This window comes from Synechococcus sp. NOUM97013, assembly GCF_014279815.1.
GTDB lineage: Bacteria > Cyanobacteriota > Cyanobacteriia > PCC-6307 > Cyanobiaceae > Synechococcus_C.
This window is the reverse complement of sequence record NZ_CP047941.1, coordinates 730,974-750,911: the sequence shown is the minus strand read 5'-3', so window position 1 is coordinate 750,911 and position 19,938 is coordinate 730,974. Positions and strand designations below refer to the sequence as shown.

The following is a 19,938-nucleotide window of genomic DNA, read 5'->3' as shown; positions in this document are numbered from 1 at the left end:
CAGCCAGTGCCTTTGATGCTGATTGCCGGGCTTGCCACCGTCGTGATCGCGTCCTGCTACGACGGCGACACCTGTCGAACCAGCACGGGAGAACGGATCCGGCTGGCGTGCATCGATACACCAGAACTGAGCGGATCAAGGGCCAAACCACACGAAGCCAAAGCAGCACGGGATCACCTGCGCCAGCTCGTGGCGGGACGAACCGTTGCCATCAAGCGAATCACAACAGACCGCTATGGGCGCAGCGTGGCCGAACTGTTCGTGGATGGGACCAACGTGCAGCAACGGCTGGTGAACGCAGGCCATGCGGTTGTTCTCCAGCGGTATGCCCATCAATGCCCATGGGCTCTCAAAGCCTGTGAGCAAAACCAACGTTGTCGATGAATCGGGTCAGCACTCGATGCATTGAGTGGAATCCGCCGAGCATGGCTATTACAACACTCAGATTGCCGTCTTTTCCCATGCCGGAAGAGCAGCTCAAAGCGTTCCTGGAAGCCGTCAAAGCTGATCCGAGCCTTCAAGAAAAACTCAAAGCATCCAAGAACGCAGACGCTGTTGTCGTGATTGCCAAGGAGTCGGGATTCAGCGTCTCCACGGACGATTTCAGCAAGACTCAGTCAGCACTCACAGAAGAGGAACTCGAAAATCTCGCTGGAGGGAACTGGTCGTCCTGCATTTGTCAGGACACTGCATGAGGACAAGTCCCCAGCACGCAGCAAGGACCTACAGACCGCCGAGCAGAGCAGCCAGCAGGGCTTGCTGGGCATGCAGACGATTCTCGGCTTGATCGAAGATGCGGCTGGCGGGCCCTTCCATCACACCTGCACTGATCTCTTCGCCGCGGTGGGCCGGAAGGCAGTGGAGAACGATCGCCCGTGAATCGGCTTCGGCCAACAGCTCTTCATTCAGACAGAACCCCTGGAACGCCCGTTCCCGTTCGGCCTGCTCCTGCTCCTGGCCCATGGAGGCCCAGACATCGGTGTAGAGAGCCTGAGCACCACGCGCTGCTTCCAGCGGATCACTGGTGACCGTGATCTGCGCACCGGCTACCGCCAGGGAACGGGCCTGCTCCAACACACCCGGCAAGGGCTCGAAGCCTTCCGGACAGCCGATGCGCACGTTCACGCCGAGCAAGGCGCCACAGAGCATCAGCGAATGGGCCACGTTGTTGCCATCACCCACATAGGTGAGCGTCTGACCACGCAGATCGCCGAAGGCTTCCTGCATGGTGAGGAAGTCCGCCAGGGCCTGGCAGGGATGCTCGAGGTCGGTGAGGGCATTGATCACCGGAATCGTGGCCCAGTGCGCGTAATCCGCCAGCTCCTGCTGGGCGAAGGTGCGAACCGCAAGCACGTCACAGAAACGGCTGAGCACCCGTGCGGTGTCTTCTAACGGTTCACCCCGTCCCAGCTGGGTGAACTGGGGATTGAGATCCACGGTCTGGCCGCCCAACCGGGCCATGGCCACCTGGAAACTCACCCGCGTGCGGGTGGAGGCCTTCGTAAAGATCAGGCCCAGCACCCTGTTGCCCAGGTCAATGCGTCGATCACCCGACTTCAGCTGAGCGGCCAGCTCCAGGAGCGCAGCCGTCTGCTCAGCAGAGGCATCCGCTGAAGACAGAAAATCGCTGCCGCTCAGGGTGGAGAGGACGGCAGCAACGCTGGTGGTGGCGGATGCCATAGCCGGACTTCAAAGGAGTGTTATCGGAGACAGACAGCGAATCCGTCAAGCCTCAAGCCGCGACGGCTTCAGGCAGAACGCTGGCACTGAGCATGTCCTTGAGCTCATCACCCTCGATGACCTCTTTCTCGAGGATCTTCTGAGCGATGGTTTCCAGCAGGGCCATGTTCTGACGCAGGATTGCCAAGGCTTGCTCATGGGCGTTGTCGACCAGCGTGCGCACCTCCTTATCGATGGCCTGAGCCGTGGCGTCACTCACCGTGCGGCGAGGGTTGTTGCCGCCGCCCAGGAACTGACCGCCACCTTGCTTGTCGTAGGCAAGGGGGCCGAGGGTGTCGCTCATGCCATATGTGCCCACCATCTGCTCGGCGATGTCAGTGGCGCGCTGCAGATCGTTGGAAGCTCCAGTTGTGATCTTGCCGAACACAATCTCTTCCGCAGATCGGCCGCCCAGCAGCGTGGCGATCTGCCCCTGCAGGTCTTCTCTTGAATTAAGGAAACGCTCTTCCGTGGGCAGCTGCAGGGTGTAGCCGAGAGCGCTCATGCCGCGAGGCACGATCGAAATCTTGGCCACCTTGCTGCCGCCGGGCATCAGGTGACCCACGATGGCGTGTCCCACCTCGTGATAGGCCACCACCTTCTTCTCGTCGTCCTGCAGCACGCGGCTCTTCTTCTCGAGACCCGCGACCACACGCTCGATCGCTTCGCCGAGGTCTTCCTGCTCCACCTTGGTGCGCTTGGCGCGGGCAGCCAGCAGCGCCGCTTCATTCACCAGGTTGGCCAGATCAGCACCGGCGAAACCACTGGTGGCCTGGGCGATGCGATCGAGATCCACTCCGTCGGCGAGCTTCACCTTCTTGGCATAGATCTCAAGGATCGTCTTACGGCCCGAGAGGTCCGGGCGATCTACCAACACCTGGCGGTCGAAACGTCCGGGACGCAGCAGTGCCGCGTCCAGCACTTCCGGCTGGTTGGTGGCGGCCAGCACGATCACCGGCTTGTCTTTGGAAGCGAAGCCATCCATTTCGGTGAGCAGCTGATTGAGCGTCTGCTCACGCTCGTCGTTACCGCCGACCACACCCATTGAACCGGAACGGCTCTTGCCGATCGCATCGAGTTCGTCGATGAAGATGATGCAGGGGGCATTCTTCTTGGCCTGCTCAAACAAATCCCGCACCCGAGCAGCACCAGCACCCACGAACAGCTCGACGAACTCCGAGCCGCTGATGATGAAGAAGGGAACGCCGGCCTCACCTGCCACTGCCTTGGAAAGCAAGGTCTTACCGGTGCCGGGAGGACCCACGAGCAGCACACCCTTGGGAATGCGTGCTCCAATCTCGGTGTAACGCTCTGACGACTTGAGGAAATCGACGATTTCAGCCAGTTCGTCTTTGGCCTCATCCACACCGGCCACGTCGGCAAAGGTGACCCGTGACTGCTCATCGGGCACGTACACCTTGGCCTTGCTCTTGGTGAAGTTCAGAGCGCCCTGAGCACCACCGGCACCCATGGAACGCCGCGCGAAGAACTGCAGAACCAGGATGAAGATCAGCGGCGGCACCACCCAGCTGAGGATGGTGGTGAAGATGTTGGGCTTCTTGGGAGGCGCAGCAGCGAACTCAACGCCTTTGGTTTCCAGACGCTGCGGAAGATCCATGTCGAAGATCGGCGTGGTCGCCAACACAGAGGGCGCACCTTCTTCAGGATCCGACAGCTCGTAGCGGATCTGATCCTGGGTGATGTAGGCACGCTTCACAGCGCCGTCGTTCACCTGGTCAATGAACAGGGAGTAGGGCACTCGCGGCACCTGCTGCATGCCCTGGTTGGGCAGGAAGCTGCTGAGCAACAGCAGCACACCGAAGCCGATCAACACCAGGTTGATAATCCCAAAGCGGCGATTGGGGCGGTTGTCGTCCTCGCGGATCGGCATAAATCACGTCCAGTCCTTCAAGCAGGCTAAGGCGGAGATTCGTGTCACGGCTGGCGCGCGATGGCGGAGAACCGAACGGGGCGACTGGAAGGCAAACCTCGCCAGAGCCAGCAAAGCTCGGCATCCTCTGGCTGACGGGAGCAGATGTGATGCGATCGGAAGGGCGACAGCAGCTAGGAAGCAAAAAGCTCTACGCCTGGCTGCTGGGGTTGTGCCTGCTGGTAATGATCAGCTTTGCGTTCCCGAAAATCACCTGGCTGGGCAGTTTGGGATATGCCCTGATCGCCCTGCTGCTCACCCAGCTGGTGGTGATCCGCAAGCGAGTGCTCAGCTTGCACGACCGCCTATATCAAGGCCTAGGAGTGGTGGCCCTGGTGACCCAATTGCTGTGGCTGTTCACCCCCTTGCGTTGGCACAACAGCGGCATTCCCCTGGTGGTGAGCTGGAGTGTGCTGGTGGGGTGGAGCGTGGTGCGCCTGGTGCAACGCCTGGCCCGGGAAACCAAGGTGACGGCCAGCGTGCTGATGGGTGCTGCCGCGGGGTACTTATTGCTAGGTCTCACCGCTGGGCTGGTGATGATGGGCCTGGAGACCATCCAGCCAGGAAGTTTTGAGCCGATCGAACTGGCCGCTGGCGCCAGCGCCGTTGATGCCAGCGTGTTGGCATCCGTGGGAGTGTTCTCTCAGCTCAATTACTTCGCCTTCATCTGCCTCACCACGGTGGGATTTGGCGACATCCAGCCGATGCTGCCTCTGGCCCGAATGCTGTCGGTGAGCACCGGCATCGCAGGCCCGATTTATCTGGCCGTGGTGATGGGGGTGCTGATCGGTCGTTATGCCGCGACGGTGGAACGCGAGGAGCGCGATTCCACTCGACGGGACCCGAGCCGTTAAGGCGAATCAAGTCAGCCGGGCCTTCAGCAGCAGGTCATCGCCCAGCCTCAGGACGTCGTCTCCACGCAGCAGCTGCACCTGATCCATGGAAGTAAAGCCGAGATCGCCCAGGGGCGTGTGCGCCAGTTCACCGCCGAGCAACTTCGGTGCGATCACCGCCGCGATTTCCTGCACACACCCCTGCTGGATGGCGGCGGCCGCAAGTCCTGGACCGCACTCCCAGAGCACGCGGTTGCAACCGCGCTGGGCCAGGGCCGTCAGCAACAGCTCCGGTTCCGAAGCATCGAGCGCTTGCATTGCCACCGCTTGCGTGTGCACCACAGCGCGCAGGTCAGCGGACAACGCTGACTCGGCCTGCTGCGGATAGGCCAGCAGGGTGCTGGCCACCTGCTGATCCCAGATCTGAGCGCCAGCCGGCAGATCAAGGCTGCGGCTGAGCACCACACGCAACGGTTCGGGGGTTCGCCGCCCCCGGCTGGTGAGCAACGGGTCGTCGGCGCGGACGGTGCCACCGCCGACAATCACCACATCGCACTGGGCGCGTAAGCCATGCACCCAGGCGCGCGCCGGCGGTCCGCTGATCCACTGGCTCGCGCCATTGGGCAGCGCCGTGCGGCCATCCAGGCTCATGGCCCACTTCAGCACCCCCCAGGGCCGGCCGGTCTGCACCCGATGGATGAAGGCGCGGTTCTGATGAGCGGCCTCAACGGCCAGCACGCCGCTGATCACCTCCAATCCCGCATCCCGTAGTCGCTGCAAACCACCGCCGGCAACGCGGGGGTCGGGGTCGGTGAGTGCCACCACCACCCGCCGTACTCCAGCGGCGAGGATCGCTTCAGTGCAAGGAGGCGTGCGGCCGTGGTGGCAGCAGGGCTCCAGGGTGACGATGATCGTGCCGCCTCGGGCGGCGTCACCAGCCTGGGCCAGGGCGACGGGTTCAGCGTGGGGCTCACCGGCACGGGCATGGAATCCCTCACCGACCAAGCGACCGTCGGCATCGAGCACCACCGCACCCACCAGGGGATTGGGGCTGGTGCGGCCTTCCGCGAGGGAGGCCAGCTGAAGCGCCCGACGCATCCAAGCCAGCCAGGGTTGGTGTGAGCCGCCGACGGAACCCATCAGCTCAGCGGCTGGGTCTGCACATCACGCCATTCCGCCACCACATACGGAGGAACGGGCATCTCGTTGATCACTCCCGGCATGAACAACCGCAGCGGACGGTTGTTGCTCAGATCATTGAGCAGCGGATCGAGCGCAAACTCCGCCGCCGCCTCACGACCGTCGGTGGCCAGAACGGGATTGTCGAGGGTGATGTCGTCGAGCTGCCACTCCTTGACGCCGGATTGCACCAGCAGCGGCGCGGGATGTTCCAGGCGCAGCTTGCCCGGGTAGCCCACGATGCGCAGCACCACCGGATTGCCCGGCTTGCCGGTGCGGTAGGCCACCGCCTGCCAGCTCTGGTAATCGAGATCGCGCAGGCTCTCGAGGCTGCGCAGCATCGGTGCCCCGTTTTCATCCTGATGCTCATGCACCTGCGCACTCACCGCCATGGGCGTGAGCAGCAACAGCGTTACGGCAACCAGCAACGTGCAGAGCAGACGACGCAACGCGAGCATGGATCAAGCGCAAACAGTGTTCCCATGATCGAGCATCAGCCCCTGAAAGCGGGGTCCCTGGTGGACCCTCGTCTGGAGGCTTGCGGTACGGCCTTGCGCGAAGTAGACGACATGACGCCGCCCGGGCAGCACGACGCGGAGCTGCGCTTCGGGCCAGGAAAGCTGCGTTACTACGTGATGCGCATCCCACGGCGACCGCTGCAGGTGACGGCGATGACGCGCCACGTGAACGCCACCCAATGCCTCAGTTCCGCGGAAGGTCGCCCTTTCTGGCTGCTGCTGGCCCCACCCGACACTGAAGGGCCTCTGCTCGATGCCTCCACGGCCTGGCTGCTGCGCATCGAAGCCGGCGAGGGCATCAAGTTGCATCTGGGCACTTGGCATGCAGGGCCGCTGTTTGATGCCGACTCCGCCTCCTTTTTCAATCTGGAGCTGAGCGACACCAACCAGAACGATCACGAAACCTTGAAGTTGAACCGCAGCATCGCGGTGGTGCTGAACTGAGCAGGCAGCAACATGCAGCCCTACAGAAGGGCTCCGATACCCACGCCATAGAGAATTCCACTGCAAAGCAAACCCAGGAACCAAGCGAAGGATCGGGCCAAGGGGACGTTGAAGAGATAGGTGCTGATGTAGGCCAAACGAAGCAGGGGATGCGCCCAAGCGGCGGCAACAGCGATGCCAGGAAGGGGGTGACCACTCAACACCGCAACAACAGCCAGCAGTGCTGCAGGGGCATGAACGGTGAAGGCTTCAAAACTGTTTTGCTGCGCCCAACTGGCACGCTTGCCCCAGGCCGGATAGCGGTCAAACATGGAACGCAATGCCGCCAAGTCTTTGACTTCAAGCCTTGCACTAAATCGAGCGATGTAGAGCAGGACGATGCTGACCAGCAAGGCAGCGAAAGAGAGGATCAGCGACCACACATAAGGCGCAACATTGATTGCCATCGACTGCGATAAATCCATCACGATTGACCATCAAACTCATTGATCTGCAAGCTAAAGACGCCAGAAGTGCTTGCAAAGCAAATCACGCATTCCACTTTTTATATCGGGCGATCCATGCAGTGAAGAAAGCCAAGTTGATTGGACCAAAACAGCGAACCATCAGGGATCAACAGGATGACGACTTTTCCAATCCCATGCATCAATGTGTTCAGCCCCGCTCAGCCCCCGGAATCACCGCCCAATCCGTGTGCGTCGCCCACAAGCCCCAGATCGCCATCGCCCGCAGGTAGTGGCACGCCCGGAAGGTGTTCACCGCTGTGATCGCCTCCGGCGTACGGAACTGCAGACCACCGCTGTACACCTGGTCCACCACCGCTGAGCAGATCGCTTCGGCGGTCTGGCCTTCGCCCATCAGGCGGTAGTAGCTGGCGATGCCGAAGTTGATGCCTGTCCACACCTCTAAAGGGTGGGTGCCATTGGGATCCAGGGGTGTTCCATCCCGGCGCAAGCCATTGGCCACACCCAGCTTGCCGCCATCAAAGGCTTCAAAGCAGGCTTCCTTCACAGCCTTGAGCGTGCTGCGGCTGTTGGCCTCACTCACCACCGGCTCCAGCCCCAGCAGGCGGGCATAGAAGTCCCCGCAGAGCTGGTCGGCCATCACTACGGGCGTGCCGCTTTCAGCATCAATGTCGTAAAACTCGCCGTTCCACAGCAACGAGTCGAAATTGCTGCGCGATTGCTCCAGCCAACCGCTGAATTCCCTTTGTTCCGCCGAAGTGTCGAGCCCGGTTTTCAGCTGCAGCGTCTGTCCAATCGCCAAGGCCGCTTCCAAAGCAGCGATCCATAAGGCACCGCAGTAAGCGCTCACCCCCTTGAGCGGCCAGTCGTCGAAGGTTTGATCCGGTGCACCGCCGTTATCCGGCAGGCCGTCGTCGTTCACATCGAAGGTTTTGAGATAACGCAAGGCCTCCACTGCAGAGGGCCAACACTCCGAGAGGAAACGCAGGTCTTGCCCACTGGGGGAGAGCTTGTAGGTGCGCCACACCTGCAACACGTAGTCGCTGCCCAGGTCTTTCCAGAGGTTGCAATCCTGATAGGCCGTGTAGTTGGTGGCATCCCAGGGCACCTCATTGGGAGCGCCCAGATCGTGAGGCGTGGCTCCCTTCACCTTGCGGTCCGCTTCCACCCGACCCTTGCCCTGGGTGAAATACCAACCGATCGGCCGCTGGGTGGCATCAGCCGCAGGAATCGCTCGGGCAAAGCTGCGCAGCACGGCCTTGTCGAGCTCCGGCCACAACTGCAACAGGGCTAGGGAGCCGTAAAGGCGCACATCCAAACTTTCATACCAGGCGTAGTCGAGGCACTCGAGCACGCCGAAACGGCCGTGGGGATCCTCCGGCGACGCCGCACTCCACAGGCTGCCACCGCTGCAGAGGTCGTAAAGCTCGTTGAACAGCGCCATACGCAGCGGCTCCGGCAGCTCCGTGCGCTGCAGCACCGGCTGCTGCCAGGCCTCAATCTGCTCACGCCACCCCTTCCAATCGCGCAGGGCTTCCTCAGCAATCGCCGCGGCCTGATCACCGCCAGCGCCGAAGAAATCGGTGTAGCGGCGCAGGGCCTGACTGCCGGTGGCAAAGGCCGTCACCGGCAGATCCCAGCTGATCACCACAGGAATCTCGATGCTCTGGCCCGGCGCTAACTGGCATTGCACCGTCAACGCCGCACTGAGCGGATCATCGGCGCCACTGCGGCGGTCGTTGTTGCTCTCAGGAATCGAGCCCTCAGCGCTGAAGCTGTTCCACAGCTCACTGCCATCGCCGGCGGGGTTCCAACGACTGCAGCGCTGAATGGTCACGCCTGGCTGCTCGCTGGTGGCGATGCACCACTGACCTTCGCCTTCAGCGACAGGATTGGAGACGTTGCCCTCCAGCACGACGCCTTTGAGGTTGCCGTCGTCAATCCAGCGGTTGCGTTGGCCGTCGGTTTTGCCGATGGCTGGGGCGTAGTTGTGCTCCGGGCTGCCGTCATCACGGAAGTGCACCTCGGCGGAGGCATCGGTGTTGGTGAACCAACCCGTGGTGTTGCGCCAGCTGAGCAACAGGGAGAGGTCCAGGGGTTTGTTGGTGGGGTTGCGCAGGGTCCACACGAACACCGCCACCGGATAGCTGGTGCGCTGGTAATCACCCGGCAGGATCGGGCTGAAGGCCTCGCAACGCACCTCGGCGTCATAGACGCCTTCGTAGTTGGTCCAGCTCAGCGGATAGCGGGCGGCGTAGGTGCCGGTGCTGCGCTCCGCCGAGCTGGCGGGATACCAATCCCAGGCCTGCAGCGGTTCACCGCTCTCGGGGCGTGAGGCATCTATATCGGGCTTCACCGCCAGGGCATGGGCGCGTTTACTGCTGCCGTTGTTTTCAAACAGCGCGAACTGGCAATCCGGCAGCACCCCGAACCAGTGCTCGCCGCCATCCAGGTGCCAGAGGTTGACGTTGCCATCCGGCGCCCGGCCGATGCAGCCGGCCCCGAAGCCCCCCAGGGGCATGCCGTGGTTGGGGCCATCATCGAGATTGCTGGCGTAGCGCACCGTATAGGGCTGCTCCCAGCCCAACCCAAAGGGCCGGCTCCAGCTGGCCTGCGGAGGCTGCCACGCTGTCGCTTTGCCCTTGCGACCCAGCAAAGACTTCAGAGCGGAGAAACCGAGCGGAGCCATGCCCAAGGCCGAAAGTCGCTCCACACTGCCAGACCTGACGGGGCTGGCCAGGGGCTGGCTACCAGCCGTTCAGCAGACCCCCGCAGGCACTGGCATCCAAGCACTGCCGCTCACACCTCATGCAAGCCGCCGGCTTCGCTGTCGAGCAGCGCATCGAGGGTGACGGCGGTGCGCACCATCGCCTGATAGCGATGCAACACGCGCCGGTTCCGGTCGAGCCAACGCGCAGCCTCAGCGGGGCCTTCGCTGGAGGCTGCACCTGTCAAACCGGTGGGACCCTCCGCATCCATCAGCTCCAGATCCTCCTCCCGAGCGATCAAGGCCAGCAACAGCTCATGCAGCCGTTGACGGCGCACCGCCGCAGACTCAGTCCCAGGCATTGCCGCACTTGTTGCGAACGTAATCCTCCCGCAGCTCGCGGAAGTCGCGAGACTGCCGCGACAACTGCGCGCTGGCAGCATCAGCCTGCTCCCGATTCTCGCCTGTTTCCTGCGAAGCCGCGATTAACATCCGATTGCGGGCCATCGAGGCGCCGATCGAATTCATCATCCGGGTGATCAGGCTGCAGTCCTCAAAGGCCTGCGCAGAGGGTGCGGCCCCCATCAACAGCAGCCACACAGCGAGGCAAGAGCGAACCACAGCAGCCGTGCGAAATGCAGCGCCAACGTACTGCCGAAAAGCCCAGTGATCCCATTCAGGCAGAGATGCGGTCAAAACATGGATTGATGTGCATGGTGAGCCAATGGAGGCACGGATCTCCACGACCCCCCAACCAGCCATGCCCACTTTGCTTCGCTGCAGGGTGCTGACGGGCCTGACGGTCCTGCTCGGCAGCCTCAGCGCATCCGCAACGGTGGCCCAGGAGCTCTACACCCTGGACACCACATGCCGAAACGGCAACGACAGCTTCGCTTGCCAGGTGACCGCAAGCAATGTTGAGGACACCACGGAATACCGCCACCGCTTCGGCACTCGCACCGTGAGCTATCGAGTGATCGACGATCCCTACGTGCGCATCGAAGGCAGGGCCAGCAACACCAAGCCCTGGACGACGGTGAAGAACGCCACCGTCAATTTCAAAACCGAAGAGCTCTGCTTCAACCACGAAGCCTTCTGCGTCAAAAACCCCACCTTCCTCGCCGATGTGCTGATCAACAGCGGCGATGCCATGCAGGGTCGCACCAAGGTGGGCATGGTCTTCGGCAGCAATGGCCGCGTGGATGTGGCCTGTTTCGACGAGGGATGTGACCGACTCAAGGAGGCCGTCAAGCAATGACAACCAACACGCGACAACCCAATAGCCAACCCATCAACAGCCAACTCATCAACAGCCGACGCACCAACACCCGCCGCATCAGCACTGTGCTGGGGGTGCTGCTCGCCCTGCAGCCTGCTGCAGGCGTGGCTGCCGTAAACAGCACCTTTGCCGCACCCGAGGTCACAACGGAGGAACAACTGCTGGCCCAACGCGGTTCGCGCGGGGGCGGTTCAAGAAGCGGTGGCTCTCGGAGCGGAGGCTCTCGCAGCAGCTCGCGCAGTTCGTCCCGCAGCAGTTCTCGAAGCAGCAGTTCTCGAAACAGCAGTGGGCGCACAGGCTTCAGTAATTACAGCGGCAGCCGTCAGGGTCAAGCACGCTCCAACAGCAGCAGCCGCCAAAGCAACCGCAGCAGCCGTCAGGGTCAAGCGCGCTCCAACAGCAGCAGTCGCCAAAGCAGCCGCCAATCCAACAGCAGTAGCCGGCAAAGCAACCGCAGCAGCCGCCAGAGCGAAGTTCGCTCCAACAGCAGCAGCCGTCAGAGCAACCGCAATGACGCTATCAACAGCCGCCAGAGTGGCCGCAATGACAGGGTCGACACGCGCCAGAGCAACCGCTCCGACCGCTTCGACAACAGGAGCGACACGCGTCGCAAAGCAGTGAACAACTGGGATCGCTACGGCAGCGGTTGGTACAGCAACAACGGCTGGTACAACAACCGCCCCTGGAACTCCGGCTGGTATGGGGGCTCCTACTGGAACAACTGGGGTTGGTATCCCGGACAGGCAGCAGCCTGGGGGCTAGCCAGCATGGCCACCTTCGGTGTGATCAACAGCCTGGTGAACTCAGCGCAGAGCAACGAGGTGAGCTACATCGTGGTGCCCGAATCGGAGTACTCGCTCTATTACCCCAGCGTGACGGCTACCGGTGACACGGTGACCTTCGAAGCCGACAACGGCAACAGCACAGCGCGTTACTACGGCGATTGCCGTGAGGGCACGCTCAATGGCGGCACACCCCGCAACGCCAACGAGGCACAACTGCTCAATGCGGCCTGTCAGGTGGCTTTCGGTCAGTAACGCCTACGCAGCAGAGCGAGCGGCTGCAGGTTGCATCAAGGCCTGCAGCCGTTGCTCAGCCTGTGGCTCCAACTGCACGGGTCTGGCGCGGTAGTGCTTCGACTGCTCCACCCGTGCAGCAATCTCCGGCTGCGCCTGTTGCCATCCCGCAATGGAGAGCTCACTGTAGATCCGCTCCACCGTGGCCAATGGCGCCTCAACCAGCGCGTCATAGGGCACTTCCACCAACTGTCCTGCAGGAATCTGAGCGCGAGCAGCGTCAAACGCCTGCATCAACAGGCGATGGGCTGACGCCGTTTCCTCCACCTGGCGCACAGCATCCGGCGCCGGTTGCAGTCCCACCAGATCCGCCAGGTTCTGTTTCACCTGCACCAGGGAACGAACCGAATCCACAGGATCCCGTTGCAGCATCACAAAGCGGGCCTTGGGAAACAGCTCCAGCAGCAGAGGCACCCGCGCGGAGTGTGCGGAGTTCTTGATCAGCCAATGGCTCTTGCCAGGCCCCTCATGCAACAGGGTGAGGCGGCAGAAATGCAGGAATTGGCGACGAAAGCCCGGCGTGCTGCTCAGCACGCAGCGCCGGAAGTGAAACGGATACTCCTGGGGGAAGGCCACACCGGCCATGTTGGTGTCGAAGCTCAGCCGCGCCAGACCCACCTCATCCTCCTGAGGGTCCATGGGGCCCCATTGCACAGCGTCGATGGGCCGCATCGCGCTCATCCAGCGACCCAGCAGGGGAACCAGCAGCGGTTTGAGCAGCAAGGCCACCTGGGGAGCGATGGTGAGCGCATTACAGGCTGTGGCGGCCTGAGGATCAGCCGCCAGCAACTGATGCAAATACGTAGTGCCACTGCGCCAGTGACCGATCACGATCACAGGATCAGAGGGCAGTTCCAGCTGCCGCAAGGCACGGCCATAGAGCAACGATTGCAGCCAGGCCAACGGCTGAACGGCAACGCCGCTGAAACCCAAGACAAGAGCCAGGGGCCACCGACGCCACGACACACGACTGCGACGCAGAGCTGACGCCAGCGTCCGAGGTGCGACGCACCCTCCGGCTACCAGTCGGTCAACCCAATACGCCATCACGCCTTCAAAAACCAGTCACTTTTAGTCGAATATGCAAAATTCGACTAATTTTCGAAAACATTCACCGCACGCTCTGGCCTTGATGAGGGCAGCGTCCACACCAATCGCTCCAAGTGGTAGCCCTCAAACCGGGGTGGCAGCGCAGACGTTTTCGTTTCGTTCGGCCAGCGAGCTCGCGCAGCTGTTTCGATTGGTTGGTAAGCAATTTGATGCTCTGCAACTCAGCACCGGGGCCCTGAGCGGTCGCTTTGCCTTAGCCAATTTCGGCCCGGTTGTCCTACTCAAAATCAGCACCTCACAACGGTTGCTGCTGAATGGTGATCGGGGCCCGGACTGCATCAGTTTCAGCCTTGAAGCCTCCGGTCAGGCCGATGATCACAAGGTGTTTTCCATTCCCGTTGCTGCCTATTCCGTCAATGGCTTCCGGCAGGGAATGCTGGAGTCGCACTTTGAGCTCTCCGCCAACTCCACCACCTATCTCACAATCACCTCCTGCCAACGCTTCAACGCCTACCTGGAGCGTTCTGGGCTGGATTGTCTGATCGAACAAATGCAGACCAGCAATGCGCTGCAGATTGCGCCACAGATGCACCAGCACCTGGCACAGGAGTTCGAACGCTTGATGCAAACCCCGTTGGCCACGGCCACCCAACGCCAACAGGCCGGGCATCGCCTCTACACCCTGTTTCGCACCTGCCTGCGCCACAACAGCGCAGAGGCCTGCTTCATCCCCTTTGCCACCTCCCCCCGCCAAAAGCTGGTGCATGAGCTGATCAGCTGGGGCTTCATCAACGGCCGGGAAGAGTTGAACCTCGATGAGGTGAGTCAAACCCTGTACGCCTCTCGCCGCACCTTGATCCAGGGCACCAAGGAAGCTTTGGACCTCGGCCCGATGGAACTGCTGAAACGCATCCGCCTCCAACAAGTGAACGGCATGTTGCGTTCCGAAGAACTCCGGCACGCCGCTGGGCTGCACACCGTCACGGAGGTAGCTCAGCATTTTGGTTTCCGTAGCCGAGGCCATTTCGCCAAGGCCTATCACCAACTGTTCGCCGAAAGCCCCAGCACGACGCTGAGCCAAGTGCTCAGCTGACGACCTTGATTTCGCTGGCCCTGTTTCTGGTGATGGTGGCGTTGGGGCTCCATCCACCGGCCATGCCGTTCGGGCAGCTGAAACACAGAGTCGGCTGGCTGCTGCGGGTGTTGCTCTGCACTTGTATTGGCATCCCTGTTGCAGCGCTGCTGTTGCTGCGCTCGCCGCTGGGCCATGGGCTCTCACCGGCCATGGCGACGGCCTTGCTGTTGATGGCGATCTGCCCTAGTGCTCCGATGATCAGCTTGAAAAGTCGGCTGGTGGCAGGGAATGCAGCCTTGGCAGCCAGGCTTCAATTGTGCTCATCCTGCGCCGCGATCCTCAGCGTGCCGCTCTGGGTCCACCAGTTACCGATCGACGCGGCCGAAAGCCTCTGGAGCGTCTCCGCCAGGGATGTTGCCGCCCAGGTGTTCAGCGTTCAGGTGTTGCCGCTGCTTTTGGGCATAAGCCTGCGCCACTGGTGCAGCGCATGGGCCGAACGCTGGAATCCCGTGATTCAGAAAGCCGCGTCCATCCTTCTCTTGGTGCTGTTGGCCGTGGTGTTAATTGCGGCGCTGCCCAAGGTGTCTCTGGCGCTGGTGGCCGATCTGCGCGGCGCCTCGCTGATGCTGCTGCTCACGTTGATTGCTCTGGCTCTGGGTTATGGCGTCGCCAGCGACAACCGCGCAGAACGAAGCACGATTCCCCTGGTGATGGCCATGCGCAATCCAGGGCTAGCGCTGCTCTTGGTGCAACAGATGGCACCGGAGGCGAGCGAGCTGAAGGCGGCCATTGTGGGCTACGTGGTGATGACAGCCATCGGCATGACTCCCTTCCTCCGCTGGCGCAAGAGCCTGGTCGATTCAGCCTCTGACATCAGCCCATGAAAGCCAGCCAACAAAAAAGGGATGACTCCAATTAAGAGCCATCCCATTGGTCGGAGTCAATGACGACTAGCCATCACTGCTGTGCGACATCGGTGGCTTCTGGATAGATCTGAATCGTCACCTTGTCGATCTGGCCGCCGTAGGCGCTGTAACGGCGTGGACCAATCGTTCGCACCGTGACCGCCGAGCCACGATCAAGGCCGACATCAGCACCTTCATCGATGGAGAAACGCGAAGCAATCGTCTTTTCCATGCGGCCTTCAGCGACCACCTCACCGTTCAGTTTCAAGCGAAGGTCAGCACCTTTGCCCGTGCCGCCACCGTCGTAGTCGAGCTCAAAGCGAATCTCAGACTTACCAGCAGGCAATGGCTTGTTGCTGGTGAGGGTGACCAGCTCTCCCATGTAGTTGTAGGTGTAGGAGGGCCTGTTGTTTTCGACGTAAAGCGACCATCCACCAAAGCGACCGCCCTGGGAGAAGATCACGCCGTCTTCATCGCCCCCTTTCACATCCACAAAGGCCGTCACACTGTTGGAGACATTCTTCACGTTGAGGATCGAATCTTCGACCAGGTTCCAGGCGTAGGGGTACAGATCCATCGAGGTGCGATCACCCAAGAGGGTCGGCCTGCCGGCAACGGAAGGCACCAGACGCTCCAGCAAACGATCGTCGAGGGGCAACACCTGGTTCTCAATCGCCTCTTCCATGAACTTCGCCTTCATGGCCTCCAAGCGCTCGGGGTACTGAGCCGCGAGATCATTGGAAAGGCTGAAATCAACGGTGGTGTCGTACAACTCCCAACCATCATCGGCCGCAACCGTGTTCATCCGTTGGGGCGCCATCCAGGGATACATGATCGTTGTACGCGCCATCCAGCCGTCGTGATAGATGCCGCGGTTGCCGATGATTTCGAAATACTGGGTGTTGTGCCGTTCTTTCGCACCTGGATTATCGAAGGTATACATCAGGCTGGTTCCCTGCATGGGAATCTGCGGGATGCCATTGATTGATGTTGGCATCGGCAGATTGGCCGCCTCAAGAATCGTGGGAGCCACATCATTCACATGCGAAAACTGCGTACGAATGCCACCACCCTGACGAATGCGCTCAGGCCAATGAATCACCGTTCCATTGCGGGTTCCGCCGAAATCACCTGCAACCTGCTTGGACAGGGCAAAGGGTGAATTGAACGCGATCGCCCAGGCCATGTGATACATGGGATAGGTCGTCGGCCCGCCCCATTCATCCATTTTGGCTTCCTGCTCATCCGGCGTTTCGCCAACGCCATTGAGGTAGTGGTTCCAATTCCAATGACCGGTGCGATCACCTTCAACACTGGCACCGTTATCACCGGTGATGTAAATCACCAAGGTGTTATCCAGCTCGCCGAGATCATCAATGGCTTGAATCAAACGCCCTGCTTCGTAATCAGAATGCTCGGTGAAGGCGGCAAACACTTCTGCCTGCCGGGCATAGATTCGCTGCTGTTGGGGCGTGAGGGTATCCCATTTGGGGATACTGTCTGGAGCCTGTGCCATCTGGGTGCCGGGAGGGACAATCCCCGCCTCGATCTGATTCTCAAGATTGCGTGCCCGCAGTACATCCCAACCTTCATCGAATTTGCCGCGGTATTTGGCAATCCATTCCTGACCCACATGGTGCGGGGAATGAGCACCGGCTGAGGAGTAATAGATAAAGAAGGGCTTATCGGGCTTAATGGCCTTCTGCTGGCGGACCCAACCGATCGCCTGATCGGTCATGTCTTCCGTGAAGTGATAACGATCTTTCTTGGGAGCATCCACGATGGTGACGCCGTCATGGATGGTCGGCTCCCACATGTTGTCTTCAGCGCCCACGAAGCCATAGAACTTCTCGAAACCCTGGCGCGTGGGCCAGCGGGTCTGAGGACCGGCTGCGGTGGTTTCGCGGCCCGGCGTCTCGTGCCACTTGCCGAAGGCCGCCGTGTTGTAGCCGTTGAGTCTGAGGATTTCTGCAACGGGAATGGCGTAGTCAGGCACCACAGTGGAATTGCCGGCGTAGCCGGTGGCAACCTCCGGAATCGAACCGGTGTTGACCTTGTGGTGATTGCGACCGGATTTCAACGCTGCCCGGGTCGGCGCACAGAGGGCCGTGGTGTGGAATCGGTTGTAGCGCAGGCCATCCTGAGCGAGCCGTTCTGCCGTTGGCATGTTCACCACCCCGCCGAAGGCAGAAGGTGCGGCATACCCCACATCATCGAGCAGGATGATCACCACATTGGGGGCACCGGCAGGGGCCGTCACCTCCCACTGCGGCGGCAACGGCACCTCTGAGGGGAGCACCTTGGTGACCTTTTCAGGCCTTGGCTCTGCGATGGGAAGTTTCGTCCGGTCAAATTCACGAGCCTGGGCATGACCTTGCGTCATGCCGGCAATCGACACGCTGGTCGCCAGCAACAATCCACCACCAACGACCAGGCGGCGCAGCAAGCGAGGAGTTTTGATCAGATTCGGCATAGCAGACTTTGGAGAGGCAACGAGGCCTTGGAGCTTTTTCTTGATTAGCCATGAGTTGACGTCAATGGTGTGAGCATCAACCAACAACGCACCATTGGGATCAGCGCCTCAAGTTTGTGGCGCTCACCAACGAACAATCACAACCGAGCTCACACTGAATCCGAGGCGCAGCGAAAGCCCATGTGACAGGTGGCGGTGTCCGTCGTCTGGCCCATCAGTGCAGCCGGACGGAACCGGTGGCAGTAGTTTTCCGCACACAGAAACGACCCGCCCTTGATAATCCGTCGTTCCTGTTCACCTTTGGGAACTGGGAACAAGGTCGACGTCCACTCCCAGACATTCCCACACATGTCGAGCAAGCCGTAGCCATTGGCAGGGAAGCTGCCGACAGGAGAGGTCCAGAACCAGCCATCACCCTGTTCATTGATCCAAGGGAACGGCCCTTGCCAGACATTGGCCAACCACTGGCCGCCGGGGGTCATTTCAGAACCCCAGGCATAGTGCTGCTCCTCCAGACCACCACGTGCCGCCACTTCCCATTCATCGGCGGTGGGCAAGCGTTTCCCCGCCCACTGGGCATAGGCCACGGCATCCTCATAGGCAAGATGCACCACGGGGTGCTCCATCAGCTCATCGATGCTGGTGGACGGTCCCTGGGGATGGCGCCAATCCGCCCCTTCCACCAAGGCCCACCACGACAGCGGCTGACTGCGATCCACGCTGGGCGGCGGTGGAATGAACACCGCCGATTCAGGGCATTGTTCTTCGGGGGGCAGGTTGGGATACAGCTCAGGATCCGGTGGCTTTTCAGACACCGTCACGTAGCCAGTATCAGCAACGAAGCGGGCAAATTCGGCATTGGTGACCGGTGCCACATCGATCGCAAATGCCTCCACATCAATGGAGCGCACCGGCGATTCTTCTGGATAAAACGACTCGGAACCGACGCGATAGTTCCCGGCAGGAATCACCACCATCGGGGCACGTTGATCACGCATGGCCGACACAGGATTGAGCAGAGACGATGATTCGAAAACAACGACTGCATTGACCCGATGAAGGCTTGAACGCCATCAATGCATGAGCCAATGCAGCCATCAAAGCAGCATCAACCGCCTGTGGGGAACAGGAATTGAACCTGTGCCCGGAAGGTCCAATCGCCGATGAGCGTCTGACCGAGCACCTCAGGCTTCACAGCGTTGTAGTAGGCACTGAGAGAGGCATTGATGGGCTGCGTGCCTAACACGAACACACGTCCCACACCGAGGCCAACGGGAACCGTCCAGCCCTTGTTGTCTTCCGAGTTCCAGTCCGCCGTGATGATCGGGGAGCTGGTGAGATACCAACCCTTGGGCAGGTTGTAGTTGAGGAAAGGCTGAATCAACATCTTGTTGACATCACTCTTGCCTTCACCGGCAAACGACCAGATGTTATTGATCAGACCACCCGCCACAATCGGGCCCTTGGTGTAAACCAGAACACCGGAAGGGCCGGCACTCCAACGCTGGGAACTCAGGCGGCTGTCCGTTGCGGTTGGCATCACCAACGTGGGACCAACACCCACGGTGAAATTGCCCTTCATCGTGGGCACGAAGAACACCGACGGATTGATGTCTCCGATCGCTTGAATCGAGGTTCCACGCGCCCAGGGTTGGGAGATGAAGGGAACGATCGTGCGCGTCACCAACGTGAGGCCATCGTTCACCTTGAAGGGAACCACCGGCTGAACGTTCACCACGTTCTGGGTTTGATTCGCCTTGAAGTTGGTGGAAATGGGTGGATCGTTTGGATTCGGCGATGGAAGCGTGACGTTCGGTGCCCACTGGGTGTTGGGCGTCGAATTCCACTGAATCGGCACACTGATCAGGCTGGCAATCGGGTTCTGGGCCGCCTGCGCCAGTGAATCCTCCTCCTGCCCAAGCGATTCATCTGGGGAAACGGTGACCGGTTGATTACCGGTGCCTGGCGGTTGCTCAGCATCCGGCGCCTGGGCCAACTTCAGCTCGGTCAGCTCCAGGGGAGTGAAATCAAAATCAGCAGGATTGGAGACCAGCGTTTGGGCTTGGTCCTGGGCCGCAACAGAGGTGGGAACCAACAGGGCAGCAAGACCGAGAAGCCAAGAGACGTTGCGAGTCATGAGCAGGCGGAACAGCATCAATCTGGCTTCATTAATGGGCGTTGTTTACAGCTTGCTTCGCCAAGGACCAATCCTTGCCGCAATAATTCCGCACGATTGGGACCAGCTTTAAAAGCAGAGAGTCCGCGCCGCCCCTACGGTTCGCGAAA

Annotated in this window: 20 protein-coding genes; 8 read left to right on the top strand and 12 right to left on the bottom strand. The window is 60.9% G+C overall.

Annotation, left to right across the window (positions count from 1 at the left end):
* The first annotated feature begins 15 nt into the window (after nt 1-15).
* The gene (locus tag SynNOUM97013_RS03870) at nt 16-384 is read left to right on the top strand and encodes a thermonuclease family protein (RefSeq protein WP_186480851.1); all 369 of its coding nucleotides are present in this window, start codon (nt 16-18) and stop codon (nt 382-384) included.
* Nucleotides 385-461: 77 nt separating this feature from the next.
* A complete protein-coding gene (locus SynNOUM97013_RS03865) occupies nt 462-695 on the top strand; it encodes a Nif11-like leader peptide family natural product precursor (protein ID WP_186480850.1) in 234 nt (77 codons plus the stop codon).
* A 28-nt stretch (nt 696-723) separates the two neighbouring features.
* Here the strand turns inward: SynNOUM97013_RS03865 and argF are convergent, their stop codons facing one another.
* Nucleotides 724-1,680 (bottom strand): ornithine carbamoyltransferase, encoded by a 957-nt coding sequence (gene argF, locus SynNOUM97013_RS03860; RefSeq protein ID WP_186480849.1) that lies wholly within the window; start codon nt 1,678-1,680, stop codon nt 724-726.
* 52 nt (nt 1,681-1,732) lie between these two features.
* Nucleotides 1,733-3,610 (bottom strand): ATP-dependent zinc metalloprotease FtsH, encoded by a 1,878-nt coding sequence (gene ftsH, locus SynNOUM97013_RS03855; protein ID WP_186480848.1) that lies wholly within the window; start codon nt 3,608-3,610, stop codon nt 1,733-1,735.
* A gap of 149 nt (nt 3,611-3,759) precedes the next feature.
* Here ftsH and SynNOUM97013_RS03850 point away from each other — a divergent pair, with 149 nt between their 5' ends.
* On the top strand, nt 3,760-4,503 hold the full coding sequence (locus tag SynNOUM97013_RS03850) for a potassium channel family protein (RefSeq protein ID WP_186481411.1): 744 nt from the start codon (nt 3,760-3,762) through the stop codon (nt 4,501-4,503).
* Between the two features lie 6 nt (nt 4,504-4,509).
* Here the strand turns inward: SynNOUM97013_RS03850 and ribD are convergent, their stop codons facing one another.
* Both ribD and SynNOUM97013_RS03840 read right to left on the bottom strand, forming a co-directional pair.
* Complete coding sequence (gene ribD, locus SynNOUM97013_RS03845) at nt 4,510-5,622, bottom strand: bifunctional diaminohydroxyphosphoribosylaminopyrimidine deaminase/5-amino-6-(5-phosphoribosylamino)uracil reductase RibD (protein ID WP_186480847.1); 1,113 nt, start codon at nt 5,620-5,622, stop codon at nt 4,510-4,512.
* Nucleotides 5,622-6,119, bottom strand: a complete 498-nt coding sequence (locus SynNOUM97013_RS03840; protein ID WP_186480846.1) for a DUF3122 domain-containing protein — start codon at nt 6,117-6,119, stop codon at nt 5,622-5,624. The genes ribD and SynNOUM97013_RS03840 overlap by 1 nt, the downstream gene beginning before the upstream one ends.
* Nucleotides 6,120-6,143: 24 nt before the next feature.
* On the opposite strand from SynNOUM97013_RS03840, the gene SynNOUM97013_RS03835 reads away from it, so the two are divergent.
* Complete coding sequence (locus SynNOUM97013_RS03835; RefSeq protein ID WP_186480845.1) at nt 6,144-6,623, top strand: ureidoglycolate lyase; 480 nt, start codon at nt 6,144-6,146, stop codon at nt 6,621-6,623.
* Between the two features lie 20 nt (nt 6,624-6,643).
* Here the strand turns inward: SynNOUM97013_RS03835 and SynNOUM97013_RS03830 are convergent, their stop codons facing one another.
* From SynNOUM97013_RS03830 to SynNOUM97013_RS03815, 4 genes are all read right to left on the bottom strand, one after another.
* Nucleotides 6,644-7,087: an MAPEG family protein gene (locus tag SynNOUM97013_RS03830; protein WP_255442953.1), complete on the bottom strand. Its 444-nt coding sequence runs from the start codon at nt 7,085-7,087 to the stop codon at nt 6,644-6,646.
* Between the two features lie 190 nt (nt 7,088-7,277).
* On the bottom strand, nt 7,278-9,776 hold the full coding sequence (locus tag SynNOUM97013_RS03825; protein WP_186480844.1) for a GH116 family glycosyl hydrolase: 2,499 nt from the start codon (nt 9,774-9,776) through the stop codon (nt 7,278-7,280).
* Between the two features lie 110 nt (nt 9,777-9,886).
* Entirely contained in the window at nt 9,887-10,156 is a 270-nt protein-coding gene (locus SynNOUM97013_RS03820; RefSeq protein ID WP_186480843.1) for a hypothetical protein, read from the bottom strand.
* Nucleotides 10,143-10,490, bottom strand: a complete 348-nt coding sequence (locus SynNOUM97013_RS03815) for a hypothetical protein (protein ID WP_186480842.1) — start codon at nt 10,488-10,490, stop codon at nt 10,143-10,145. The genes SynNOUM97013_RS03820 and SynNOUM97013_RS03815 overlap by 14 nt, the downstream gene beginning before the upstream one ends.
* 64 nt (nt 10,491-10,554) lie before the next feature.
* Here SynNOUM97013_RS03815 and SynNOUM97013_RS03810 point away from each other — a divergent pair, with 64 nt between their 5' ends.
* Both SynNOUM97013_RS03810 and SynNOUM97013_RS03805 read left to right on the top strand, forming a co-directional pair.
* Nucleotides 10,555-11,052, top strand: coding sequence for a hypothetical protein (locus tag SynNOUM97013_RS03810; protein ID WP_186480841.1), 498 nt, complete (start codon nt 10,555-10,557; stop codon nt 11,050-11,052).
* Nucleotides 11,049-12,110 (top strand): hypothetical protein, encoded by a 1,062-nt coding sequence (locus SynNOUM97013_RS03805; protein ID WP_255442952.1) that lies wholly within the window; start codon nt 11,049-11,051, stop codon nt 12,108-12,110. Before SynNOUM97013_RS03810 ends, SynNOUM97013_RS03805 begins: the two co-directional genes overlap by 4 nt.
* Nucleotides 12,111-12,113: 3 nt before the next feature.
* Here the strand turns inward: SynNOUM97013_RS03805 and SynNOUM97013_RS03800 are convergent, their stop codons facing one another.
* Entirely contained in the window at nt 12,114-13,196 is a 1,083-nt protein-coding gene (locus SynNOUM97013_RS03800; protein ID WP_186480840.1) for a sulfotransferase, read from the bottom strand.
* A gap of 193 nt (nt 13,197-13,389) precedes the next feature.
* Here SynNOUM97013_RS03800 and SynNOUM97013_RS03795 point away from each other — a divergent pair, with 193 nt between their 5' ends.
* Both SynNOUM97013_RS03795 and SynNOUM97013_RS03790 read left to right on the top strand, forming a co-directional pair.
* Complete coding sequence (locus SynNOUM97013_RS03795) at nt 13,390-14,292, top strand: helix-turn-helix domain-containing protein (protein ID WP_186480839.1); 903 nt, start codon at nt 13,390-13,392, stop codon at nt 14,290-14,292.
* 5 nt (nt 14,293-14,297) lie between these two features.
* Nucleotides 14,298-15,158, top strand: a complete 861-nt coding sequence (locus tag SynNOUM97013_RS03790; RefSeq protein ID WP_255442951.1) for a bile acid:sodium symporter family protein — start codon at nt 14,298-14,300, stop codon at nt 15,156-15,158.
* A gap of 73 nt (nt 15,159-15,231) precedes the next feature.
* On the opposite strand, the gene SynNOUM97013_RS03785 is transcribed toward SynNOUM97013_RS03790, so the two are convergent.
* The 3 genes from SynNOUM97013_RS03785 to SynNOUM97013_RS03775 form a co-directional block, all read right to left on the bottom strand.
* Nucleotides 15,232-17,652, bottom strand: a complete 2,421-nt coding sequence (locus SynNOUM97013_RS03785) for an arylsulfatase (RefSeq protein WP_186480838.1) — start codon at nt 17,650-17,652, stop codon at nt 15,232-15,234.
* A 149-nt stretch (nt 17,653-17,801) separates the two neighbouring features.
* Nucleotides 17,802-18,650: a formylglycine-generating enzyme family protein gene (locus tag SynNOUM97013_RS03780; RefSeq protein WP_222929834.1), complete on the bottom strand. Its 849-nt coding sequence runs from the start codon at nt 18,648-18,650 to the stop codon at nt 17,802-17,804.
* A 110-nt stretch (nt 18,651-18,760) separates the two neighbouring features.
* On the bottom strand, nt 18,761-19,789 hold the full coding sequence (locus tag SynNOUM97013_RS03775) for a neuromedin U (protein ID WP_255442950.1): 1,029 nt from the start codon (nt 19,787-19,789) through the stop codon (nt 18,761-18,763).
* Between the last annotated feature and the right edge of the window lie 149 nt (nt 19,790-19,938).

What these genes read in the sequence shown, in the direction of transcription:
- SynNOUM97013_RS03775 (WP_255442950.1), bottom strand. Translation starts at nt 19,789, where the DNA reads ATGACTCGCAACGTCTCTTGGCTTCTCGGTCTTGCTGCCCTGTTGGTT.
- SynNOUM97013_RS03870 (WP_186480851.1), top strand. Translation starts at nt 16, where the DNA reads ATGCTGATTGCCGGGCTTGCCACCGTCGTGATCGCGTCCTGCTACGAC.
- SynNOUM97013_RS03865 (WP_186480850.1), top strand. Translation starts at nt 462, where the DNA reads ATGCCGGAAGAGCAGCTCAAAGCGTTCCTGGAAGCCGTCAAAGCTGAT.
- SynNOUM97013_RS03840 (WP_186480846.1), bottom strand. Translation starts at nt 6,119, where the DNA reads ATGCTCGCGTTGCGTCGTCTGCTCTGCACGTTGCTGGTTGCCGTAACG.
- SynNOUM97013_RS03850 (WP_186481411.1), top strand. Translation starts at nt 3,760, where the DNA reads ATGCGATCGGAAGGGCGACAGCAGCTAGGAAGCAAAAAGCTCTACGCC.
- ftsH (WP_186480848.1), bottom strand. Translation starts at nt 3,610, where the DNA reads ATGCCGATCCGCGAGGACGACAACCGCCCCAATCGCCGCTTTGGGATT.
- SynNOUM97013_RS03825 (WP_186480844.1), bottom strand. Translation starts at nt 9,776, where the DNA reads ATGGCTCCGCTCGGTTTCTCCGCTCTGAAGTCTTTGCTGGGTCGCAAG.
- SynNOUM97013_RS03800 (WP_186480840.1), bottom strand. Translation starts at nt 13,196, where the DNA reads ATGGCGTATTGGGTTGACCGACTGGTAGCCGGAGGGTGCGTCGCACCT.
- SynNOUM97013_RS03820 (WP_186480843.1), bottom strand. Translation starts at nt 10,156, where the DNA reads ATGCCTGGGACTGAGTCTGCGGCGGTGCGCCGTCAACGGCTGCATGAG.
- SynNOUM97013_RS03785 (WP_186480838.1), bottom strand. Translation starts at nt 17,652, where the DNA reads ATGCCGAATCTGATCAAAACTCCTCGCTTGCTGCGCCGCCTGGTCGTT.
- SynNOUM97013_RS03805 (WP_255442952.1), top strand. Translation starts at nt 11,049, where the DNA reads ATGACAACCAACACGCGACAACCCAATAGCCAACCCATCAACAGCCAA.
- SynNOUM97013_RS03830 (WP_255442953.1), bottom strand. Translation starts at nt 7,087, where the DNA reads ATGGATTTATCGCAGTCGATGGCAATCAATGTTGCGCCTTATGTGTGG.
- SynNOUM97013_RS03780 (WP_222929834.1), bottom strand. Translation starts at nt 18,650, where the DNA reads ATGCGTGATCAACGTGCCCCGATGGTGGTGATTCCTGCCGGGAACTAT.
- argF (WP_186480849.1), bottom strand. Translation starts at nt 1,680, where the DNA reads ATGGCATCCGCCACCACCAGCGTTGCTGCCGTCCTCTCCACCCTGAGC.
- ribD (WP_186480847.1), bottom strand. Translation starts at nt 5,622, where the DNA reads ATGGGTTCCGTCGGCGGCTCACACCAACCCTGGCTGGCTTGGATGCGT.
- SynNOUM97013_RS03835 (WP_186480845.1), top strand. Translation starts at nt 6,144, where the DNA reads ATGATCGAGCATCAGCCCCTGAAAGCGGGGTCCCTGGTGGACCCTCGT.
- SynNOUM97013_RS03810 (WP_186480841.1), top strand. Translation starts at nt 10,555, where the DNA reads ATGCCCACTTTGCTTCGCTGCAGGGTGCTGACGGGCCTGACGGTCCTG.